This window comes from Streptomyces sp. NPDC053432 (assembly GCF_055585365.1).
The window spans coordinates 122342-137541 of the sequence record NZ_JBVJKF010000008.1 but is presented as its reverse complement, the minus strand read 5'-3'; the positions used below and the strand labels follow the sequence as shown (position 1 = coordinate 137541).

General features: G+C 73.1%; 14 protein-coding genes. 11 read left to right on the top strand and 3 right to left on the bottom strand.

Going from position 1 to position 15200, the window contains the following annotated elements:
- Positions 1–146 precede the first annotated feature (146 nt).
- Both ACZ6Y1_RS15825 and ACZ6Y1_RS15820 read right to left on the bottom strand, forming a co-directional pair.
- On the bottom strand, positions 147–428 hold the full coding sequence (locus tag ACZ6Y1_RS15825) for an Lrp/AsnC family transcriptional regulator (protein WP_008738815.1): 282 nt from the start codon (positions 426–428) through the stop codon (positions 147–149).
- Positions 425–1147, bottom strand: a complete 723-nt coding sequence (locus tag ACZ6Y1_RS15820) for a rhomboid family intramembrane serine protease (RefSeq protein ID WP_469628623.1) — start codon at positions 1145–1147, stop codon at positions 425–427. Before ACZ6Y1_RS15820 ends, ACZ6Y1_RS15825 begins: the two co-directional genes overlap by 4 nt.
- 126 nt (positions 1148–1273) lie before the next feature.
- Here ACZ6Y1_RS15820 and ACZ6Y1_RS15815 point away from each other — a divergent pair, with 126 nt between their 5' ends.
- From ACZ6Y1_RS15815 to ACZ6Y1_RS15785, 7 genes are all read left to right on the top strand, one after another.
- Complete coding sequence (locus ACZ6Y1_RS15815) at positions 1274–1513, top strand: hypothetical protein (RefSeq protein ID WP_008738811.1); 240 nt, start codon at positions 1274–1276, stop codon at positions 1511–1513.
- 40 nt (positions 1514–1553) lie between these two features.
- Positions 1554–2918, top strand: a complete 1365-nt coding sequence (locus ACZ6Y1_RS15810) for an NYN domain-containing protein (protein WP_469629106.1) — start codon at positions 1554–1556, stop codon at positions 2916–2918.
- Positions 2919–3172: 254 nt separating this feature from the next.
- A complete protein-coding gene (locus tag ACZ6Y1_RS15805) occupies positions 3173–4198 on the top strand; it encodes a C40 family peptidase (RefSeq protein ID WP_469628618.1) in 1026 nt (341 codons plus the stop codon).
- 267 nt (positions 4199–4465) lie between these two features.
- On the top strand, positions 4466–5512 hold the full coding sequence (locus ACZ6Y1_RS15800; RefSeq protein ID WP_469628615.1) for a C40 family peptidase: 1047 nt from the start codon (positions 4466–4468) through the stop codon (positions 5510–5512).
- A gap of 30 nt (positions 5513–5542) precedes the next feature.
- Positions 5543–6670: a hypothetical protein gene (locus ACZ6Y1_RS15795; RefSeq protein ID WP_469628612.1), complete on the top strand. Its 1128-nt coding sequence runs from the start codon at positions 5543–5545 to the stop codon at positions 6668–6670.
- Between the two features lie 20 nt (positions 6671–6690).
- Positions 6691–7833, top strand: a complete 1143-nt coding sequence (locus tag ACZ6Y1_RS15790) for a glycosyltransferase family 4 protein (RefSeq protein ID WP_469628608.1) — start codon at positions 6691–6693, stop codon at positions 7831–7833.
- A 340-nt stretch (positions 7834–8173) separates the two neighbouring features.
- The gene (locus tag ACZ6Y1_RS15785) at positions 8174–9790 is read left to right on the top strand and encodes a GMC oxidoreductase (RefSeq protein ID WP_469628605.1); all 1617 of its coding nucleotides are present in this window, start codon (positions 8174–8176) and stop codon (positions 9788–9790) included.
- 9 nt (positions 9791–9799) lie between these two features.
- On the opposite strand, the gene ACZ6Y1_RS15780 is transcribed toward ACZ6Y1_RS15785, so the two are convergent.
- The gene (locus ACZ6Y1_RS15780) at positions 9800–11596 is read right to left on the bottom strand and encodes an AMP-dependent synthetase/ligase (protein WP_469628602.1); all 1797 of its coding nucleotides are present in this window, start codon (positions 11594–11596) and stop codon (positions 9800–9802) included.
- A 228-nt stretch (positions 11597–11824) separates the two neighbouring features.
- Here ACZ6Y1_RS15780 and ACZ6Y1_RS15775 point away from each other — a divergent pair, with 228 nt between their 5' ends.
- The 4 genes from ACZ6Y1_RS15775 to ACZ6Y1_RS15760 all read left to right on the top strand — a co-directional run bounded on the left by ACZ6Y1_RS15775 (position 11825) and on the right by ACZ6Y1_RS15760 (position 15164).
- Positions 11825–12622 (top strand): metallophosphoesterase family protein, encoded by a 798-nt coding sequence (locus ACZ6Y1_RS15775; RefSeq protein ID WP_469628599.1) that lies wholly within the window; start codon positions 11825–11827, stop codon positions 12620–12622.
- A gap of 79 nt (positions 12623–12701) precedes the next feature.
- The gene (locus ACZ6Y1_RS15770; RefSeq protein ID WP_469628597.1) at positions 12702–13142 is read left to right on the top strand and encodes an SRPBCC family protein; all 441 of its coding nucleotides are present in this window, start codon (positions 12702–12704) and stop codon (positions 13140–13142) included.
- 356 nt (positions 13143–13498) lie between these two features.
- The gene (locus ACZ6Y1_RS15765; protein ID WP_469628595.1) at positions 13499–14632 is read left to right on the top strand and encodes an ArsA family ATPase; all 1134 of its coding nucleotides are present in this window, start codon (positions 13499–13501) and stop codon (positions 14630–14632) included.
- A gap of 67 nt (positions 14633–14699) precedes the next feature.
- Positions 14700–15164 carry a DUF5304 domain-containing protein gene (locus ACZ6Y1_RS15760; RefSeq protein ID WP_469628592.1) on the top strand — a complete coding sequence of 155 codons (465 nt, stop codon included), beginning with the start codon at positions 14700–14702 and terminating at the stop codon, positions 15162–15164.
- Positions 15165–15200: the final 36 nt, after the last annotated feature.

Sequence of the window (15200 nt, the reverse complement as noted above, 5' to 3'; positions counted from 1 at the left end):
ACCAAGCAGCCCTCCGAAGCCCCCGGCCGGGGAAATCCAGCCCCTCCGGCGTTTGAGGAGCGGGGTCCGGGGCGGAGCCCCGTGCAGCGGCGCCGCAGGGGCAGGGGGCAGCAGCCGACCCGGTACCGCTGACCGCGCCGGAGGCGTTACGCGTCGAGGCCGATCGCGAACGCCGCCTCCAGGTCGTGCTGGGAGTACGTACGGAACGCCACGTGCGTGTCCGTGGCCTCCACGCCCGGGATCTTGCTGATGCGGCCCGGGATGATGTCCGCGAGGTTCTCGTGGCGGGCCACGCGGACCAGGGCGATCAGGTCGTAGGTGCCGGTGACGGAGTACACCTCGCTGACGCTGTCCAGCGCGGCGATGGACTCGGCGATCTCGGGGATGCGGTCCACGCTGGTCTTGATGAGCACGATCGCGGTGATCACGGCTGGCTGTCTCCCTCGGTGGCCGTCGCTGGTCGAACCACTCTAGTCGTACGCCGATACCGTGCCCACGCGTAGAGGAAGCCCAGCGAGAACCCCACCAGATGGGCCAGATAGGCCACCCCCGGCCCGCTCCCCGCCCGGTGCGCGGCCACCCCCTGCAGGGCGAACCAGAAGATCAGCACCATCCACGCCGGGAACCGCAGCGGCAGGAAGAAGAGGAACGGGAACAGGCTCGTCACCCGCGCGCTCGGCAGCAGGCACAGGAAGGCCCCCAGGACCGCCGAGATCGCCCCGGACGCGCCCACCAGCGTCTGGTCGGAGTCGATGTTGGCCGCGGCGTACGCGGCGAGGGCCAGGTAGCCCGTGCAGACGTAGAAGACGAGGAAGGCCGCGCGGCCCATCCGCTCCTCCGCCATCGCGCCGAAGACGTGGAGGAACAGCATGTTCCCGAGCAGGTGCAGCCAGCTGCCGTGGACGAACAGTGCCGTCAGGGGCGTCAGCCACGCCCGCGGGCCGCGGGTGAACAGCTCGTCCGGGACCACGCCCCAGCGCCGGAAGTACTCCGTCCCCGCGGTCAGCAGTTCGTCGCCCGTGCCGTAGACCGGGTTCAGCCCCGAGGCCGGGCCGAGGACGAACACCAGAGCGCAGCCCGCGATCAGCGCATGGGTGACCACCGGTCCCCGGGCGGCCTCGCGAACGGCCCGCCACCTTACGATCATGTGACAGAGCATGACGCAACCGGCCCCACCTGAGGCGGTGGCAGGCCGTAGGGTTACGAGCTGCGGTCCGACGAGACCAGCGCGGACGGCTTTGATTGAATCAGCTACGAAGGAGAGAGCGGCCCGATGACGGTTCCCCTGCCGACCGACACCACCCGGTGGCGCTGCACCCTGTGCGGCAACCTCACGCGTTTCGACGTCACCCGATCGTCGAAGGTCGTCGAGTACGTCCACCTGGACCTCGCCGGGGAGCCCAAGGTCGAGGAACGCGAGGTGGTCAATGAGACCATCGAGTCGGTCCGCTGCCGCTGGTGCAACGCGGTGGACCAGATCGAGCTCGTGGACAGGCCGGGCGCGGACTCCTGACGGAGCCCCGCCCACAGGTAGATCAGGGTAGGGGTGACGGATCGTGGAGCCAGCAAGCGGCGCTGAGCCGGCCGGTGCGGCCGGCGACGCCGCCGAGGTGCTCGACCGCCCGCTGCCGGAAGGCGTGCGGCGCCGGGTCGTCGCGCTCGTCTCGGACGCCTTCGGCGGACTGACGGTCGCGGACCTCCCGGCGCAGCTGCGCCAGTACGCCCGGTTCACCCCGACCCGGCGGGTCAAGTTCGCCGGCAACGCCATGGCCGCGGCTGTAGAGAGCGACGGGGTCTTCCGCAGCCGGGTCGCCGAGAAGCTGCGCGAGGCGCAGGGCGACCTCGCCGCCGCGCTGGAATCCGGCGCGCCTCCGGCCGCGGCCGATCCGCTGGACGTGGCGGCCGCCGCCTACCTGCTGCGGCCCACCGGCTGGGTCAAGCTCGTCGCCGCCGCGGGCGAGGAGGCGCAGCGCGCCGACGCCGAGCGGGTGGGCGAGGAGACCCGGCGCGAGCTGGAGCGGCTGCGCGAGGAGCTGGTCCAGGTACGGGAACTGCAGCGCAGCGGGGGCGAGGGGATCCGGGCCGAGCTGGAGGCCGCCCGGAAGGAAGCCGAATCGCTTCAGCGCAAGCTGCGCAGCGCCCTCAGTGACGTGAAGCGCGGCGAGGCGGCCCTGCGCAAGGTGAACGCCGAGATCGACGGGATCCGCGGAGAGGCCGCCGCGCAGGTGGCCGCCGCCGAGAGCGAGAGCCGGCGGCTCAAGTCCCGCCTCACGGAGGTGGAGACGGCGCTGGAGACCTCCCGCCGCGCCACCCGCGAGGGGCGCAGCATCGAGGACATGCGGCTGCGGCTGCTGCTGGACACCGTGCTCGACGCGGCGGCGGGTCTGCGCCGGGAGCTGGCGCTGCCGCCGGTGAACACCCGGCCCGCGGACACCGTGGACGCGGTGGAGCCGGGCCGGATGACGCCGAAGGACATCGCCGCGCGGGCGCTGTCGGAGACCGATCCGGCGCTGCTGGACCAGCTGTTGGCGCTGCCGCAGGCCCATCTGGTGGTCGACGGCTACAACGTGACGAAGACCGGCTATCCGACGATGCCGCTGGAGAAGCAGCGGCTGCGGCTGCTGGGCGGGCTGTCGATGCTCGCCGCGCAGACGGGCGCGGAGGTGACGTGTGTCTTCGACGGGGCGGAGCTGGCGGCCCCGGTGCTGCTGGCGCCGCCGCGCGGGGTGCGCGTGCTGTTCTCCAAGGCCGGGGTGACGGCGGACGAGCTGATCCGTCAGCTGGTGCGCGCGGAGCCGCCCGGCCGTCCGGTGGTCGTGGTCTCCACGGACCGGGAGGTCGCCGACGGGGTGGCGAAGGCCGGGGCGCGGCCGGTGGCGTCCGCCTTGTTGCTGAAGCGGCTTTCGCGTGTTTCGTAACTCCTGGCCCCAATGCCCGAATTGGCGGGGTGTCTGGGGGACGTACGGTCAAGTGCCCTGCACGCAGCGTGCGCTGTAGGTAAAGAAGCTGGTCGGGGAGCAAGTTTTTTCGCGACGGGATTTGAACTGATCACGACGGGGTCACTAAGGTCTGCTCAAACCTTCGTGCGGTAGATCACTCATTCGGGGTGACGGCGGAGGTGCTGCCGAGCCTGCGTTTCTTCGGCGGCTCTAGGAAGAAGGAGCTCGCCCCCGTGGCGTCCCACCGTCGACCCAAGCAGCCGACCCGAGCTCGTGTGACCGTACTGACCGCGACAGCGGCCGCGGCCGTGGTCCTCTCCTCCCAGGGCGCCTCGGCCGCCCCGGCGAAGCCGACCAAGGAAGAGGTCAAGTCCCAGGTCGACGCGCTCTACGAAGAGGCGGAACAGGCCACCGAGAAGTTCAACGGGGCCAAGGAGCACCAGGAGCAGCTCGAGAAGGAGATCGGGCAGCTCCAGGACCAGGTCGCGCGAGGCCAGGCGGACATCAACGAGCTGCGCAGCACGCTCGGTTCGATGGCCACCTCCCAGTACCGCACCGGCGGCATCGACCCTGCGCTCGCCCTCCTCCTCTCCGAGGATCCCGACGGCTACCTGGACAAGGCCTCCTCCCTCGACCACCTGAGCGGCAAGCAGGTCGAGGCGGTCCAGCGGATCCAGGCCAAGCAGCGCACCCTCGCGCAGCAGCGGCAGGAGGCCGCGAGCAAGCTCGCCGACCTCGACGCCACCCGCAAGGAACTCGGCGAGAAGAAGAAGGTCTCGCAGGAGAAGCTCGCCGAGGCCCAGGCCCTGCTCAACACCCTCACCGCGGAGGAGCGCGCCGCGCTCAAGGACGAGGACTCCCGGGCCAGCCGCGCCGCGGGCCAGCGCGTCGACCTCGGCAACGTCAGCGCCTCCGGCCGCGCCGGAGCCGCCCTCGCCGCCGCGAAGACCAAGCTGGGCGGCGCGTACGTGATGGGCGCCACCGGCCCGAGCGCCTACGACTGCTCCGGGCTCACCCAGTGGGCCTACAAGCAGGCCGGCGTCAGCATCAGCCGCACCACCTACACGCAGGCCAACGACGGCACCCGCATCAGCCGCAGTCAACTGCAGCCCGGTGACCTGGTCTTCTTCTACAGCGACCTGCACCACGTGGGCCTGTACGCCGGCAACAACATGACGCTGCACGCCTCGAACCCGCGCGGCGGCATCAAGTACGAGTCCATGGACAACATGCCGTTCATGTTCGGCGTCCGCATCTGACGCCTCTGCGGCATCGGACGCCTCTGTAGCCCCCTCCGTCACACAACGCGCCGTACGCCGCCCATCCGGGCGAATTACCAGGCCGCGCTCTGACCACACGCCCCGCCGGTGACCTGCGTCTCCTGCGGGGCGTCGCCGTGTGCGCCCTGCGAGGGTCGTTGGCCGGTGCCCCGTGGCGCGGCTACTGTCTGCCAGCGCGGAACCCGGCACACGGCCGCCCACGGAGGGCGGACCCGGGCCCCGCGCAGCGGAAGGGAGCGGTTTCACGTGGCGTCCCATCGCCGGACCGGGCCGAGTGCCCTCGACCGGAACACGAAAGCGACCGTCCTGACCGCCGCCGCGGCGGCAGGCGCCGCAGTCGTCATGGCGGGCGCACCCGCGGGCGCGGCCCCCGGACTCCCGCAGGATCCGGCAGCGGGCGCCCGCGCCCAGGTCGACCGGCTCTTCGAGGAGGCCGAGCAGGCCACCGAGCGCTTCAACGAGGCGGGAGAGAAGGCCGACCGGCTCCGCGCCGAGATCAGCCGGGCCCAGGACGCGGTCGCCCGCGGCCAGGAACGCGTCAACATCATGCGCGGCGTCCTCGGCACCTTCGCCGGAGCCCAGTACCGCAGCGGCGGCATCGACCCCTCCCTCGCCCTGATGCTCGCCGACGACCCGGACGCCTACCTCGAACAGTCCGCCGCCCTCGACCGGCTGACCGGGCGCCAGGCCCGCCAGCTCGAAGCACTGCGCGAGGAGCAGCGCCGGCTCGCCCAGGAGCGCCGCGAGGCCTCCGGCAAACTCGCCGAACTCGAAGCCCTGCGCGCCGACGTGGCCACCCAGAAGAGGTCCGTCACCGCCAAGCTCGCCGCCGCCCGCCGACTGCTCAACGCCATGCCCTCCGAGGAACGGGCCGACTACGAGCGGGCCTCGCGCTCCGGCGGCCGCCAGGACGCGCTGCCCGAACTGCCCGACTTCGGCGCCTCCTCCGGGCGTGCCGCGGCCGCGGTGATGGCGGCCCGTTCGGCGGTCGGCCGCCCCTACGTGTGGGGTTCCACCGGTCCCTCCGGCTTCGACTGCTCCGGCCTGATGGTCTGGTCGTACCGGCAGGCGGGCGTCTCGCTGCCGCGCACCTCGCAGGCCCAGCGGCACGCCGGCCGCCAGGTGCCGCTCTCGCAGGCCCGTCCCGGGGACCTGGTGACGTACCGCTCCGACGCCAGCCACGTCGGCATGTACGTCGGCAACGGCCAGGTGGTGCACGCCCCGTACCCGGGGGCCCGGGTGCGCTACGACCCGGTCGGGATGATGCCGGTGTCGTCGGTGACCCGCCCCTGACCGCGCGGGGCGCGCACGTACGATCGGCGGATGTCCCGCGGTCGTCCCGTCCCACGTGCCCTGCCGCTGCTGCTCTGCGCGCTGTACGTGCTGCTGACCGGCTGCGGCGCACCCGCCGGGCCCCGGGACGCCGCCGAGCGGGACGTGCGGCGGGCGGTCGCCGACTGGTCGCGGCTGCCGCCCGGGCGGCTCGCCGGGATCCCGCTGGAGGACTGGTCGTACGAGGTGGCCTCGGTGCGGCGGGACGGCGTACGGGCCACCGCCCGGGCCGAACTGCGCTACCGGCTCGGCGGCTACGACGCGGCCCCGGCCGGCTCGGCGCGGGAGCTCGCACTGGACGAGGAGGGCGGGCGGTGGCGGGTCACCGCCGACCGGCCCGCTCCCGGCGCCCTGCCGCAGCTGTGGGACCAGGGCGCGGTGACGGTGGCCCGCGGCGCGCACTCCCTGGTGCTGGGCGGTGAGGGGCAGTCCCGCGAAACCCTGTCCGGGATCGCCGCCGAGGCCGACCGGGCGGTCCCGGCCGTCAGCGCGGCGTGGCCGCGGCCGTGGGCGGGGCGGGTCGTGGTCCTCGTACCCGGCACCCTGGAGCGGATGGCCGCCCTGCTGGGCCGCCCCGCCGACGCGTACCGGGGACTGGGGGCCGTCACGACCGGGCAGGTGGGCGCGGGGCCGGCCCCCGCGGACCGGGTGGTGGTCAACCCGCAGGCGTACCCGGAGCTCAGCGCGCAGGGCCGGCGGATCGTCCTGACCCACGAGGTCACCCACGTGGCCACACGCGCCGCGACCACCGCCACCACCCCGCAGTGGCTCTCCGAGGGCTTCGCGGACTGGGCGGCGTACCGGGGCACCTCCACGACCCCCGCACAGGGTGCCCCCACGCTCGCCCGGGCCGTCCGCCGGGGCGAGCTCCCGGCCGGACTGCCCGGCCCGGAGGCCTTCGCCTTCGGCGGCGACCCGGAGGCGGCGGCCCGCGCCTACGAGGGCGCGTGGCTGGCCTGCCGGCTGATCGCGCAGAAGTGGGGCGAGGAGGGCCTGGTCCGCCTCTACGCGACGGCGGGCCGCGAACCCCTGCCGAACGCACTGGCCGACGCCCTGGAAACGGACACCGACACGCTCACCCGGACCTGGCGGGAGTCCCTGCGCGACGAACTCGGCTGAGCGGGTACTGTCGGCAGGCGATGCACAAGACGCTGATCGTGACCAATGACTTCCCGCCGCGACCGGGCGGCATCCAGGCCTTCCTCCACAACATGGCGCTACGGCTGGATCCCGACCGGGTCGTCGTCTACGCCTCCACGTGGAAGCACAGTGCGGAGGGCCGCGAGGCCACCGCGGCCTTCGACGCGGAGCAGCCGTTCCAGGTCGTGCGCGACCGTACGACGATGCTCCTGCCGACCCCGCGCGTGACCCGGCGGGCCGTGGGCCTGCTGCGCGAACACGACTGCGAGTCCGTGTGGTTCGGGGCCGCGGCCCCGCTGGGGCTGATGGGTCCGGCGCTGCGGCGGGCCGGGGCGAAGCGGCTGGTCGCCACCACGCACGGCCACGAGGCGGGCTGGGCGCAGCTCCCGGCGGCGCGGCAGCTGCTGCGGCGGATCGGCGAGGGCACGGACACGCTGACGTACCTCGGGGAGTACACGCGCTCGCGGATCGCGTCGGCGGTCACGGAGCGGGCGGCGGCCCGGATGGTCCAGCTCCCGCCGGGGGTGGACGAGAAGACGTTCCACCCGGAGTCGGGCGGCGCGGAGGTCCGGGCGCGACTCGGGCTGACGGACCGCCCGGTGGTGGTCTGCGTGTCGCGGCTGGTGCCGCGCAAGGGCCAGGACACCCTCATCGAGGCGATGCCGGCGATCCTGGCGCAGGTGCCGGACGCGGTGCTGCTGATCGTGGGCGGCGGGCCGTACGAGGCGGACCTGCGCTCGCTCGCGGTGTCCACGGGGGTCGCGGACTCGGTGGTCTTCACGGGCGCGGTCCCGTGGTCGGAACTCCCCGCCCACTACGGGGCGGGCGACGTCTTCGCGATGCCGTGCCGCACCCGGCGGGGCGGGCTGGACGTGGAGGGGCTCGGCATCGTCTACCTGGAGGCCTCGGCGACGGGCCTGCCGGTGGTCGCGGGCGACTCCGGCGGGGCGCCGGACGCGGTGCTCGACGGGGAGACGGGATGGGTGGTCCGGGGCGGCGCCCCCGAAGACGCGGCGGACCGCATCGTCACCCTCCTCCGGGACCCGGACCTGCGCGCGCGCATGGGTGAGCGGGGTCGGGCGTGGGTCGAGGAGAGGTGGCGCTGGGACCTGCTGGCGGACCGTCTGCGGGAGCTTCTGTAGCGGGTTGTGTCGCGCCGCCGGAGTCGCCCGCGAGCCCCGGCGGCTGAGCTGAAGGTGCCGCTGCGCGGCCCCCGGGCTCCGCCCGGACCCGCTCCTCGAACGCCGGAGGGGCTGGATTTCGGCCCCTGTCGCCTGCCAGGTGCGGCTGAACCGCCGGGAGGGCACACCCCCAGGCGGGGCCGGATCCAGCCCCTCCGGCGTTCGAGGAGCGGGGTGCGGGGCGGAGCCCCGGTCGGTGAGCCGCACCGGCGCGGCGGGCCGCCGCCACGTCTGACTGTCACTCGGAACTGTGGCAGCACCGGCTATGGGGGGACGGCCGGATTCCGCCCATGATGCGGCCATGACACCACACCTGACGCGCCGTCACTTCCTCGGTATCGGCGCCCTCCAGACCGCAGCCGCCCTCGGCTTCACCCGCATCGGGCTGCAGTCCGCGGCCGCCGCCGAGCCCGCCGCCGCGCAGTACGCCCCCGCCATCGTCGTCGGCTCCGGCTACGGGTCCGCCGTCGCCGCGCTGCGCCTCGGCCAGGCCGGGGTGCGTACCGTCGTCCTCGAAATGGGCCGCCTCTGGAACACCCCCGGCCCCGACGGCAAGGTCTTCCCCTCCACCTCCGCGCCCGACCAGCGCTCCATGTGGTTCCGCACCCGCACCGAGGCCCCGCTCGCCCAGTTCCTCTGGCTCGACGTGGTCAACCGCGACATCAGCCCCTACCCCGGCGTCCTCGACCGCGTGAACTACGGCGACATGTCCGTGTACGTGGGCCGCGGCGTCGGCGGGGGCTCGCTCGTCAACGGGGGCATGGCGCCGACCCCGAGGAGGGCGTACTTCCAGGAGGTGCTCCCGCAGGTCGACGCCGACGAGATGTACGGCACCTACTACCCCCGCGCCCGTGCCATGCTCGGCGTCAACGACATCGACCCGGCCTGGTTCGAGTCCACGGAGTGGTACCGCTTCGCCCGGATCTCCCGCAGGCACGCCCAGAACACCGGCCTGAAGACCGTCTTCGTACCGAACGTCTACGACTTCGAGTACATGAAGCGGGAAGCCGCCGGGACCGCCACCCGGTCCGCGCTCGCCGGCGAGGTCATCTACGGCAACAACCACGGCAAGAAGAGCGTCGACAAGACCTACCTCGCCGCCGCCCTCGGCACCGGCAACGTGACCATCGAGACGATGCAGCGCGTCGTCGGCGTACGCCAGGACCCGGCCGGCGGATACGTCCTCACCGTACGGACCAGCGACGTCACGGGACGGGTCACCCAGGTCCGCGAACTCGGCTGCAAGCAGCTCTTCCTCGGCGCCGGCAGCCTCGGCACCACCGAGATCCTGCTCCGGGCCCGGGAGACGGGCACCCTCCCCGCGCTCAGCGACAGGGTCGGGCTCGGCTGGGGCCACAACGGCAACATCATGACGGCCCGCGCCAACCACCTCTGGGACACCGTCGGCGCGAACCAGGCCACCATGCCCGCCATGGGCATCGACGACTGGGACAACGCCTCGAACCCGGTCTTCGCCGAGATCGCCCCGCTCCCCATGGGGCTGGAGCACTGGATCTCGATGTACCTGGCCATCACCAAGAACCCGGAGCGCGGGCACTTCACCTATGACACGGCCACCGACTCGGCCCGCCTCAACTGGCGCCGGGACCAGAACACGCCCTCGGTCAACGCCGCGAAGTGCCTCTTCGACCGCATCAACTGGAAGAACTTCACGATGTACCGCTACGACCTCTTCGGCGGGAACCGGGCCTTCGCGGACGACTTCACCTACCACCCGCTCGGCGGCTGCGTCCTCGGCGACGCCACCGACGCGTACGGGCGGGCGAAGGGCTACCAGGGGCTGTACGTGGTCGACAGCTCCCTGATCCCCGGATCGCTCGGCGTGAACCCGTTCGTGACCATCACCGCCCTCGCCGAGCGGAACATGGCCCGGGTCCTCGCCGAGGACCCCAGGTAGGGCACGGGGTCAGCCCCGGTACAGCGCCTCGATCTCATCCGCGAAGTCCTTCGCCACCACGTTGCGCTTCAGCTTCAGCGAAGGCGTGATGTGACCCGACTCTTCCGTGAACTGGGAGGGCAGAATGCGGAATTTCCGCACCGATTCCGCCTTGGACACCGCCGCGTTGCCGTCGTCGACGGCCTTCTGGACGGCGGCGATCAGCTCCGCGTCCTCGCGCAGCTCCGCCGCCGTCACCCCGGCCGGCTTGCCGTTCTCCGCGGCCCAGCGGCCGAGGAACTCCTCGTCGATGGTGACCAGCGCGGCCACGAACGGCCGCCCGTCGCCGACGACCATGCACTCCGCGACCAGCGCGTGCGCCCGGATCCGGTCCTCGATCACGGCGGGCGCGACGTTCTTGCCGCCGGCCGTGACGATCAGCTCCTTCTTGCGCCCGGTGATCGCGAGGTAGCCGTCCTCGTCGAGCGTGCCGACGTCGCCGGTGTGGAACCAGCCGTCGGTCAGCGCGTCGGCGGTGGCCGTCTCGTTCTTCCAGTACTCCTTGAAGATGTGCTCGCCGTGCAGCAGCACCTCGCCGTCGTCCGCGATGCGCACCACGGAACCGGGGAGCGGCTGGCCGACCGTGCCGATCTTCGTCTTGTCCCACGGGTTGAAGGCCGTGGCCGCGCAGGACTCGGTCAGGCCGTAGCCCTCCAGCACCGTGAAGCCGATGCCGCGGAAGAAGTGGCCGAGGCGCTCGCCCAGCGGGGCCCCGCCGGAGATCGCGTATTCGCCGCGTCCGCCGAGCACCGTGTGCAGCTTGCTGTAGACCAGCTTCGAGAAGATCTTGTGCTTGAGCCTCAGGCCGAAGGACGGGCCACCCGGCGTGTCCAGCGCCCTGCTGTACGCGATCGCGGTCTCGGCCGCCGCGTCGAAGATCCGGCCCTTGCCGTCGGCCTGCGCCTTGGCGCGCGCCGAGTTGTAGACCTTCTCGAAGACGCGCGGCACGCCGAGGATCAGCGTGGGCCGGAAGGACTGCAGCTCGTCGGTCAGGTTCTTGATGTCCGGTACGCAGCCCAGCCGGATCGGCGCCAGGACGGCGGCCACCTCCACCAGGCGGCCGAAGACGTGCGCGGCCGGCAGGAAGAGCAGCACGGAGCACTCGCCGGTGCGGAAGAGCGGGCTCAGGCGCTCCACCACGTTGCCGCACTCGGCGAAGAAGTTGCGGTGGGTCAGCACGCAGCCCTTGGGGCGGCCGGTGGTGCCCGAGGTGTAGACGATGGTCGCCGGGTCGTCCGCGACGGCGATGCTGCTGCGCTCGTCGACCTCGGCGTCGGTGACCGCGGCGCCCGCGGCCTTCAGGGCCTCGACGGCGCCCTGCTCGATCTCCCAGACCTCGCGCAGCTCCGGCAGGCGGTCGCGCAGGGAGGCGACGGACGCGCTGTGGGCGGGGCTCTCCACGACCACGGCGACGGCGCCGGAGTCGCCGAGGATCCACTGGATCTGCTCGGGGGAACTGGTCTCGTACACGGGGACCGTGACGCCGCCCGCGGTCCAGATCGCGAAGTCGGTCAGCACCCACTCGTAGCGGGTGCGGGAGATGAGGGCGACCCGGTCGCCGGGCCGGACGCCCGCCGCGATCAGGCCCTTCGCGGTGGCCCGGACCTCGGCCAGGAACTCGGTCGCGGTCACGTCCTGCCACCGGCCGTCGACCTTGCGGCTCATGACGGCGGTGTCCGGATGCTGCGCGGCATTGCGGCGGATGAGATCCGTCAGGTTCCCGTCCGACGGGACCTCGTACAGGGCCGGAAGGCTGAACTCGCGCAAGACTGCTGCTCCTCTGGGCGCCATCGCCACCATGTGGACCGACCGGACGTTACCCACGAGTAGTGGGTTCCCGATAGAGGGAACCGGCCAGATGTTCCGTGCGTCACAGACACGGCCCTCACGAGCCGACAGTAGTCGACCCCGCTCGCGACTCGGAAGTAACCGCAGGTAGGGCGGGCTTCCGCGGATCCCCTACCCGCGGTTACCCCCCGCCTCTAGGGTGGCCGCATGGGTGGCAGCACGCGTGGCAGGAAAACTCGCACACGGATCCACGTCGTCAGCGACGTGCACGGCAACACCGAGGCCCTCGCCAGAGCGGGGGAGGGCGCCGACGCCCTGATCTGCCTCGGCGACCTCGTCCTCTTCCTCGACTACGCCGACCACTCGCGCGGGATCTTCCCCGACCTCTTCGGCGTCGACAACGCCGACCGGATCGTCGCACTGCGCACCGCCCGCCGGTTCGCCGAGGCGCACGCGTTCGGCCGGGAGCTGTGGGCCGGAATGGACCGGGACCGGATGATCGAGGGCGCCGTGCGCCGCCAGTACGCCGAGATGTTCGCGGCCTTCCCCACCCCCACCTACGCGACCTACGGCAACGTCGACATCCCGGGACTGTGGCCCGAGTACGCCGACCGCCACGGCATCACCGTCCTCGACGGGCAGCGGGCCGAGATCGGCGGCCGCGTGTTCGGCTTCGTCGGCGGCGGACTGCCCTCACCGATGCGCACCCCGTACGAGGTGGACGTCGAGGAGTACGCGGCCAAGGTGGAGGCGCTCGGCGAGGTCGACGTACTGTGCTCGCACATCCCGCCGGAGGTGCCGGAGCTCTGCTACGACACCGTGGCACGGCGCTTCGAACGCGGCAGCGAGGCGCTGCTTGCCGCGATCCGGCGGACCAGGCCCCGCTACGCCCTGTTCGGGCACGTGCACCAGCCGCTGGCGCGGCGGATGCGGATCGGGAACACCGAGTGCGTGAACGTCGGTCACTTCGCGGCCACCGGAAGGCCATGGGCCCTGGAGTGGTGACCATCGCACGCACGGTAGCCTTCGAGCGGCGGCCGGAGGCCGCACACTTCCTCGAACACTCCCCGGAGGAGCCACCGCGATGGCGGAACACACCAGCTCAAGCATCACGATCGACGCCGCCCCGGCCGACGTGATGGCCGTGATCGCCGACTTCGCCCGCTACCCGGAGTGGACCGGCGAGGTGAAGGAGGCCGAGGTGCTGGCCGCCGACACCGAGGGCCGCGCCGAGAAGGTCCGGCTGCTGCTGGACGCGGGCGCGATCAAGGACGACCACGTCCTCGGTTACACCTGGACCGGCCCGGACGAGGTCAGCTGGACCCTCGTCAAGTCCCAGATGCTGCGGCAGCTGGACGGCTCGTACCGGCTGGCGCCGGTGGACGGGGGCAAGCGGACCGAGGTCACCTACCAGCTGACGGTGGACGTCAAGATCCCGATGCTGGGCATGATCAAGCGCAAGGCGGAGAAGGTCATCATCGACCGGGCGCTGGCGGGCCTGAAGAAGCGCGTCGAATCCGCCTGATCCCCTGCGGGGTCGCCCGCCGGTCCGGGTGCGGCGCCGCTGCCGGGGCTCCGCCCCGGACCCCGCGCCTCAAACGCCGGCGGGGCTGGATTCGACCGACGCCGGCCCGCAAGTGCGCGCAGCGCGACCTGGCGCGGGCGGGATTTGCCCGCAGGGCCATCCCAGGCCCGCCGGGGGAACGTTCCAGCCCCTCCGGCGTTCGAGGAGCGGGGTCCGGGGCGGAGCCCCGGTCTTTGAGCCGCACCAGGCGGGACGCCGGCAGCCACACCCAGCCCCGCCGGCGTTTGAGGCGCGGGGTACGGGGTGGCACCCCGGGGCCCCGCGCAGCGGGAGAACCACCACCTAGTCGGAGCGCAATGCACACCCTGCTGATCACCGGCCCGGGCGGAGCCGGGAAGACCACCGTGGCCGCGGCCACCGCCCTCGCCGCGGCGCGCGAAGGCCGCCGGGTGCTGCTCCTCACCGACGCCCCCCACCCACCGGAGGGCGACCGGCTGCGCGTGGCCCGCGTCGACTCCGGCCAGGAGTTCCGCGACGAGCTCGTCGCCCTCCAGGACCGCGGATCCGCGGTCCTCGGGATGGTCGGCGCCCGCCCCCTCACCGCCGAGGAGCTCACCGAGCTGCCCGGCGCCGAGGAGTTCGCCCTGCTCCGCGCCATCCGCCGGGCCGCCACCACCCCCGGCACCGACCTCGTCGTCGTCGACCTGCCCCCGCTGCACCGCGCCGTGGCCACCCTCTCCCTCCCCGCACAGCTGCGCCGCTACCTCACCCGGCTGCTCCCCGCCGAGCGCCAGGCCGCCCGCGCCCTGCGGCCCGTACTCGCCCAGCTGGCCGGTGTGCCGATGCCCGCGCAGTGGCTGTACGAGACCGCCGCCCGCTGGGACGAGGAGCTCGCCGCCGTACAGGCCGTGATCGAGGCCGACACCACCCGGATACGGCTCGTCGCCGAGCCCGGACCGGCCGCCGCCGACGCCCTGCGCCTCGGCCGGCTCGGGCTCGCCCTCCAGGAGCTGCCCGTCTCCGCGGTCGTCGCCAACCGCCTCGTCCCGCACGGCTCCACCGACCCCTGGCTCGCCGGCCTCGCCGCCCAGCAGCAGAAGTGCACCGCCGAGTGGGCCGCCGAACTCCCCGTGATCCCGCTCGCCCACCTCGGCCGGGACCCGCACGGCCCCCAGGACCTCGCCCTCCTCGCGGAGACGGAAGGGCTCGTGCCGCCGCCGCCCGCACCCCGCCCCGGCTGGGCCGTCGAGGACCGCCGCGCCGAGGACGGGGTGCTCGTCTGGGCGGTGCCGCTGCCCGGTGCCCGCAAGAGCGAGCTCGACCTGATCCGCCGCGGCGACGAGCTGCTCCTCACGGCGGGCCCCTACCGCAGGATCGTTCCCCTGCCCTCGGTCCTGCGCCGCTGCTCCGTCTCCGGCGCCGCACTCGCCGACGGCGTGCTCCGCATCCGGTTCACGCCGGATCCGGGCCTCTGGCCCCGTACGCCCTGAACCGCGTACCCCCGTTCGGGTAAGGTCGAAAGAGGCCGCACCGAACGCCCCGCAAGGAGAATCCGCGATGAGCGAGGCCACCGACCGTCCCACCGACGACGACGCCTGGGCCGACGCCTGCGCCGAGGACCTCGCCGCCGAGAAGGAGCGCCTGCGCGCCCGGGGCCAGGCGGGCCCCGGGGCCACCGGGACCGCAGCCGAGGAACTGTTCAAGCTCCTCGGGGCCGTCGCGGACAAGGTCTCCTCGCTCAACAACCCGCTGTTCGGCGCCGCGGCCCAGGGCGCGGTGCGCCAGTTCGTCGACCAGGCCAGGACCGCGGCCAAACCCGTCATCGAGCGCAACCCCGAGGTCTTCGACCACCTCGCGGCCGCCGGTTCCGAGCTGCTCGCCGCCTACCGCTCCGCCGTGGAGGGCCACGAGCGCCGCTGGACGCGCGACGAGCCCCCCGCCCCCCGCACGGGCTCCCACGACCGCGACCCCCGCGACGAGGGCCCCGACGCAGGCCCCGGCGAGCGGATCGATCTCGACTGAACCCGGTGCGCGCTCGGGTACGGTTGGCCCTGGCGG

Bases quoted from the DNA above. Each gene is read 5' to 3' on its own strand.
- ACZ6Y1_RS15765 (WP_469628595.1), top strand. From the start codon at position 13,499: ATGCACACCCTGCTGATCACCGGCCCGGGCGGAGCCGGGAAGACCACC.
- ACZ6Y1_RS15775 (WP_469628599.1), top strand. From the start codon at position 11,825: ATGGGTGGCAGCACGCGTGGCAGGAAAACTCGCACACGGATCCACGTC.
- ACZ6Y1_RS15760 (WP_469628592.1), top strand. From the start codon at position 14,700: ATGAGCGAGGCCACCGACCGTCCCACCGACGACGACGCCTGGGCCGAC.
- ACZ6Y1_RS15820 (WP_469628623.1), bottom strand. From the start codon at position 1,147: ATGATCGTAAGGTGGCGGGCCGTTCGCGAGGCCGCCCGGGGACCGGTG.
- ACZ6Y1_RS15790 (WP_469628608.1), top strand. From the start codon at position 6,691: ATGCACAAGACGCTGATCGTGACCAATGACTTCCCGCCGCGACCGGGC.
- ACZ6Y1_RS15785 (WP_469628605.1), top strand. From the start codon at position 8,174: ATGACACCACACCTGACGCGCCGTCACTTCCTCGGTATCGGCGCCCTC.
- ACZ6Y1_RS15770 (WP_469628597.1), top strand. From the start codon at position 12,702: ATGGCGGAACACACCAGCTCAAGCATCACGATCGACGCCGCCCCGGCC.
- ACZ6Y1_RS15815 (WP_008738811.1), top strand. From the start codon at position 1,274: ATGACGGTTCCCCTGCCGACCGACACCACCCGGTGGCGCTGCACCCTG.
- ACZ6Y1_RS15795 (WP_469628612.1), top strand. From the start codon at position 5,543: ATGTCCCGCGGTCGTCCCGTCCCACGTGCCCTGCCGCTGCTGCTCTGC.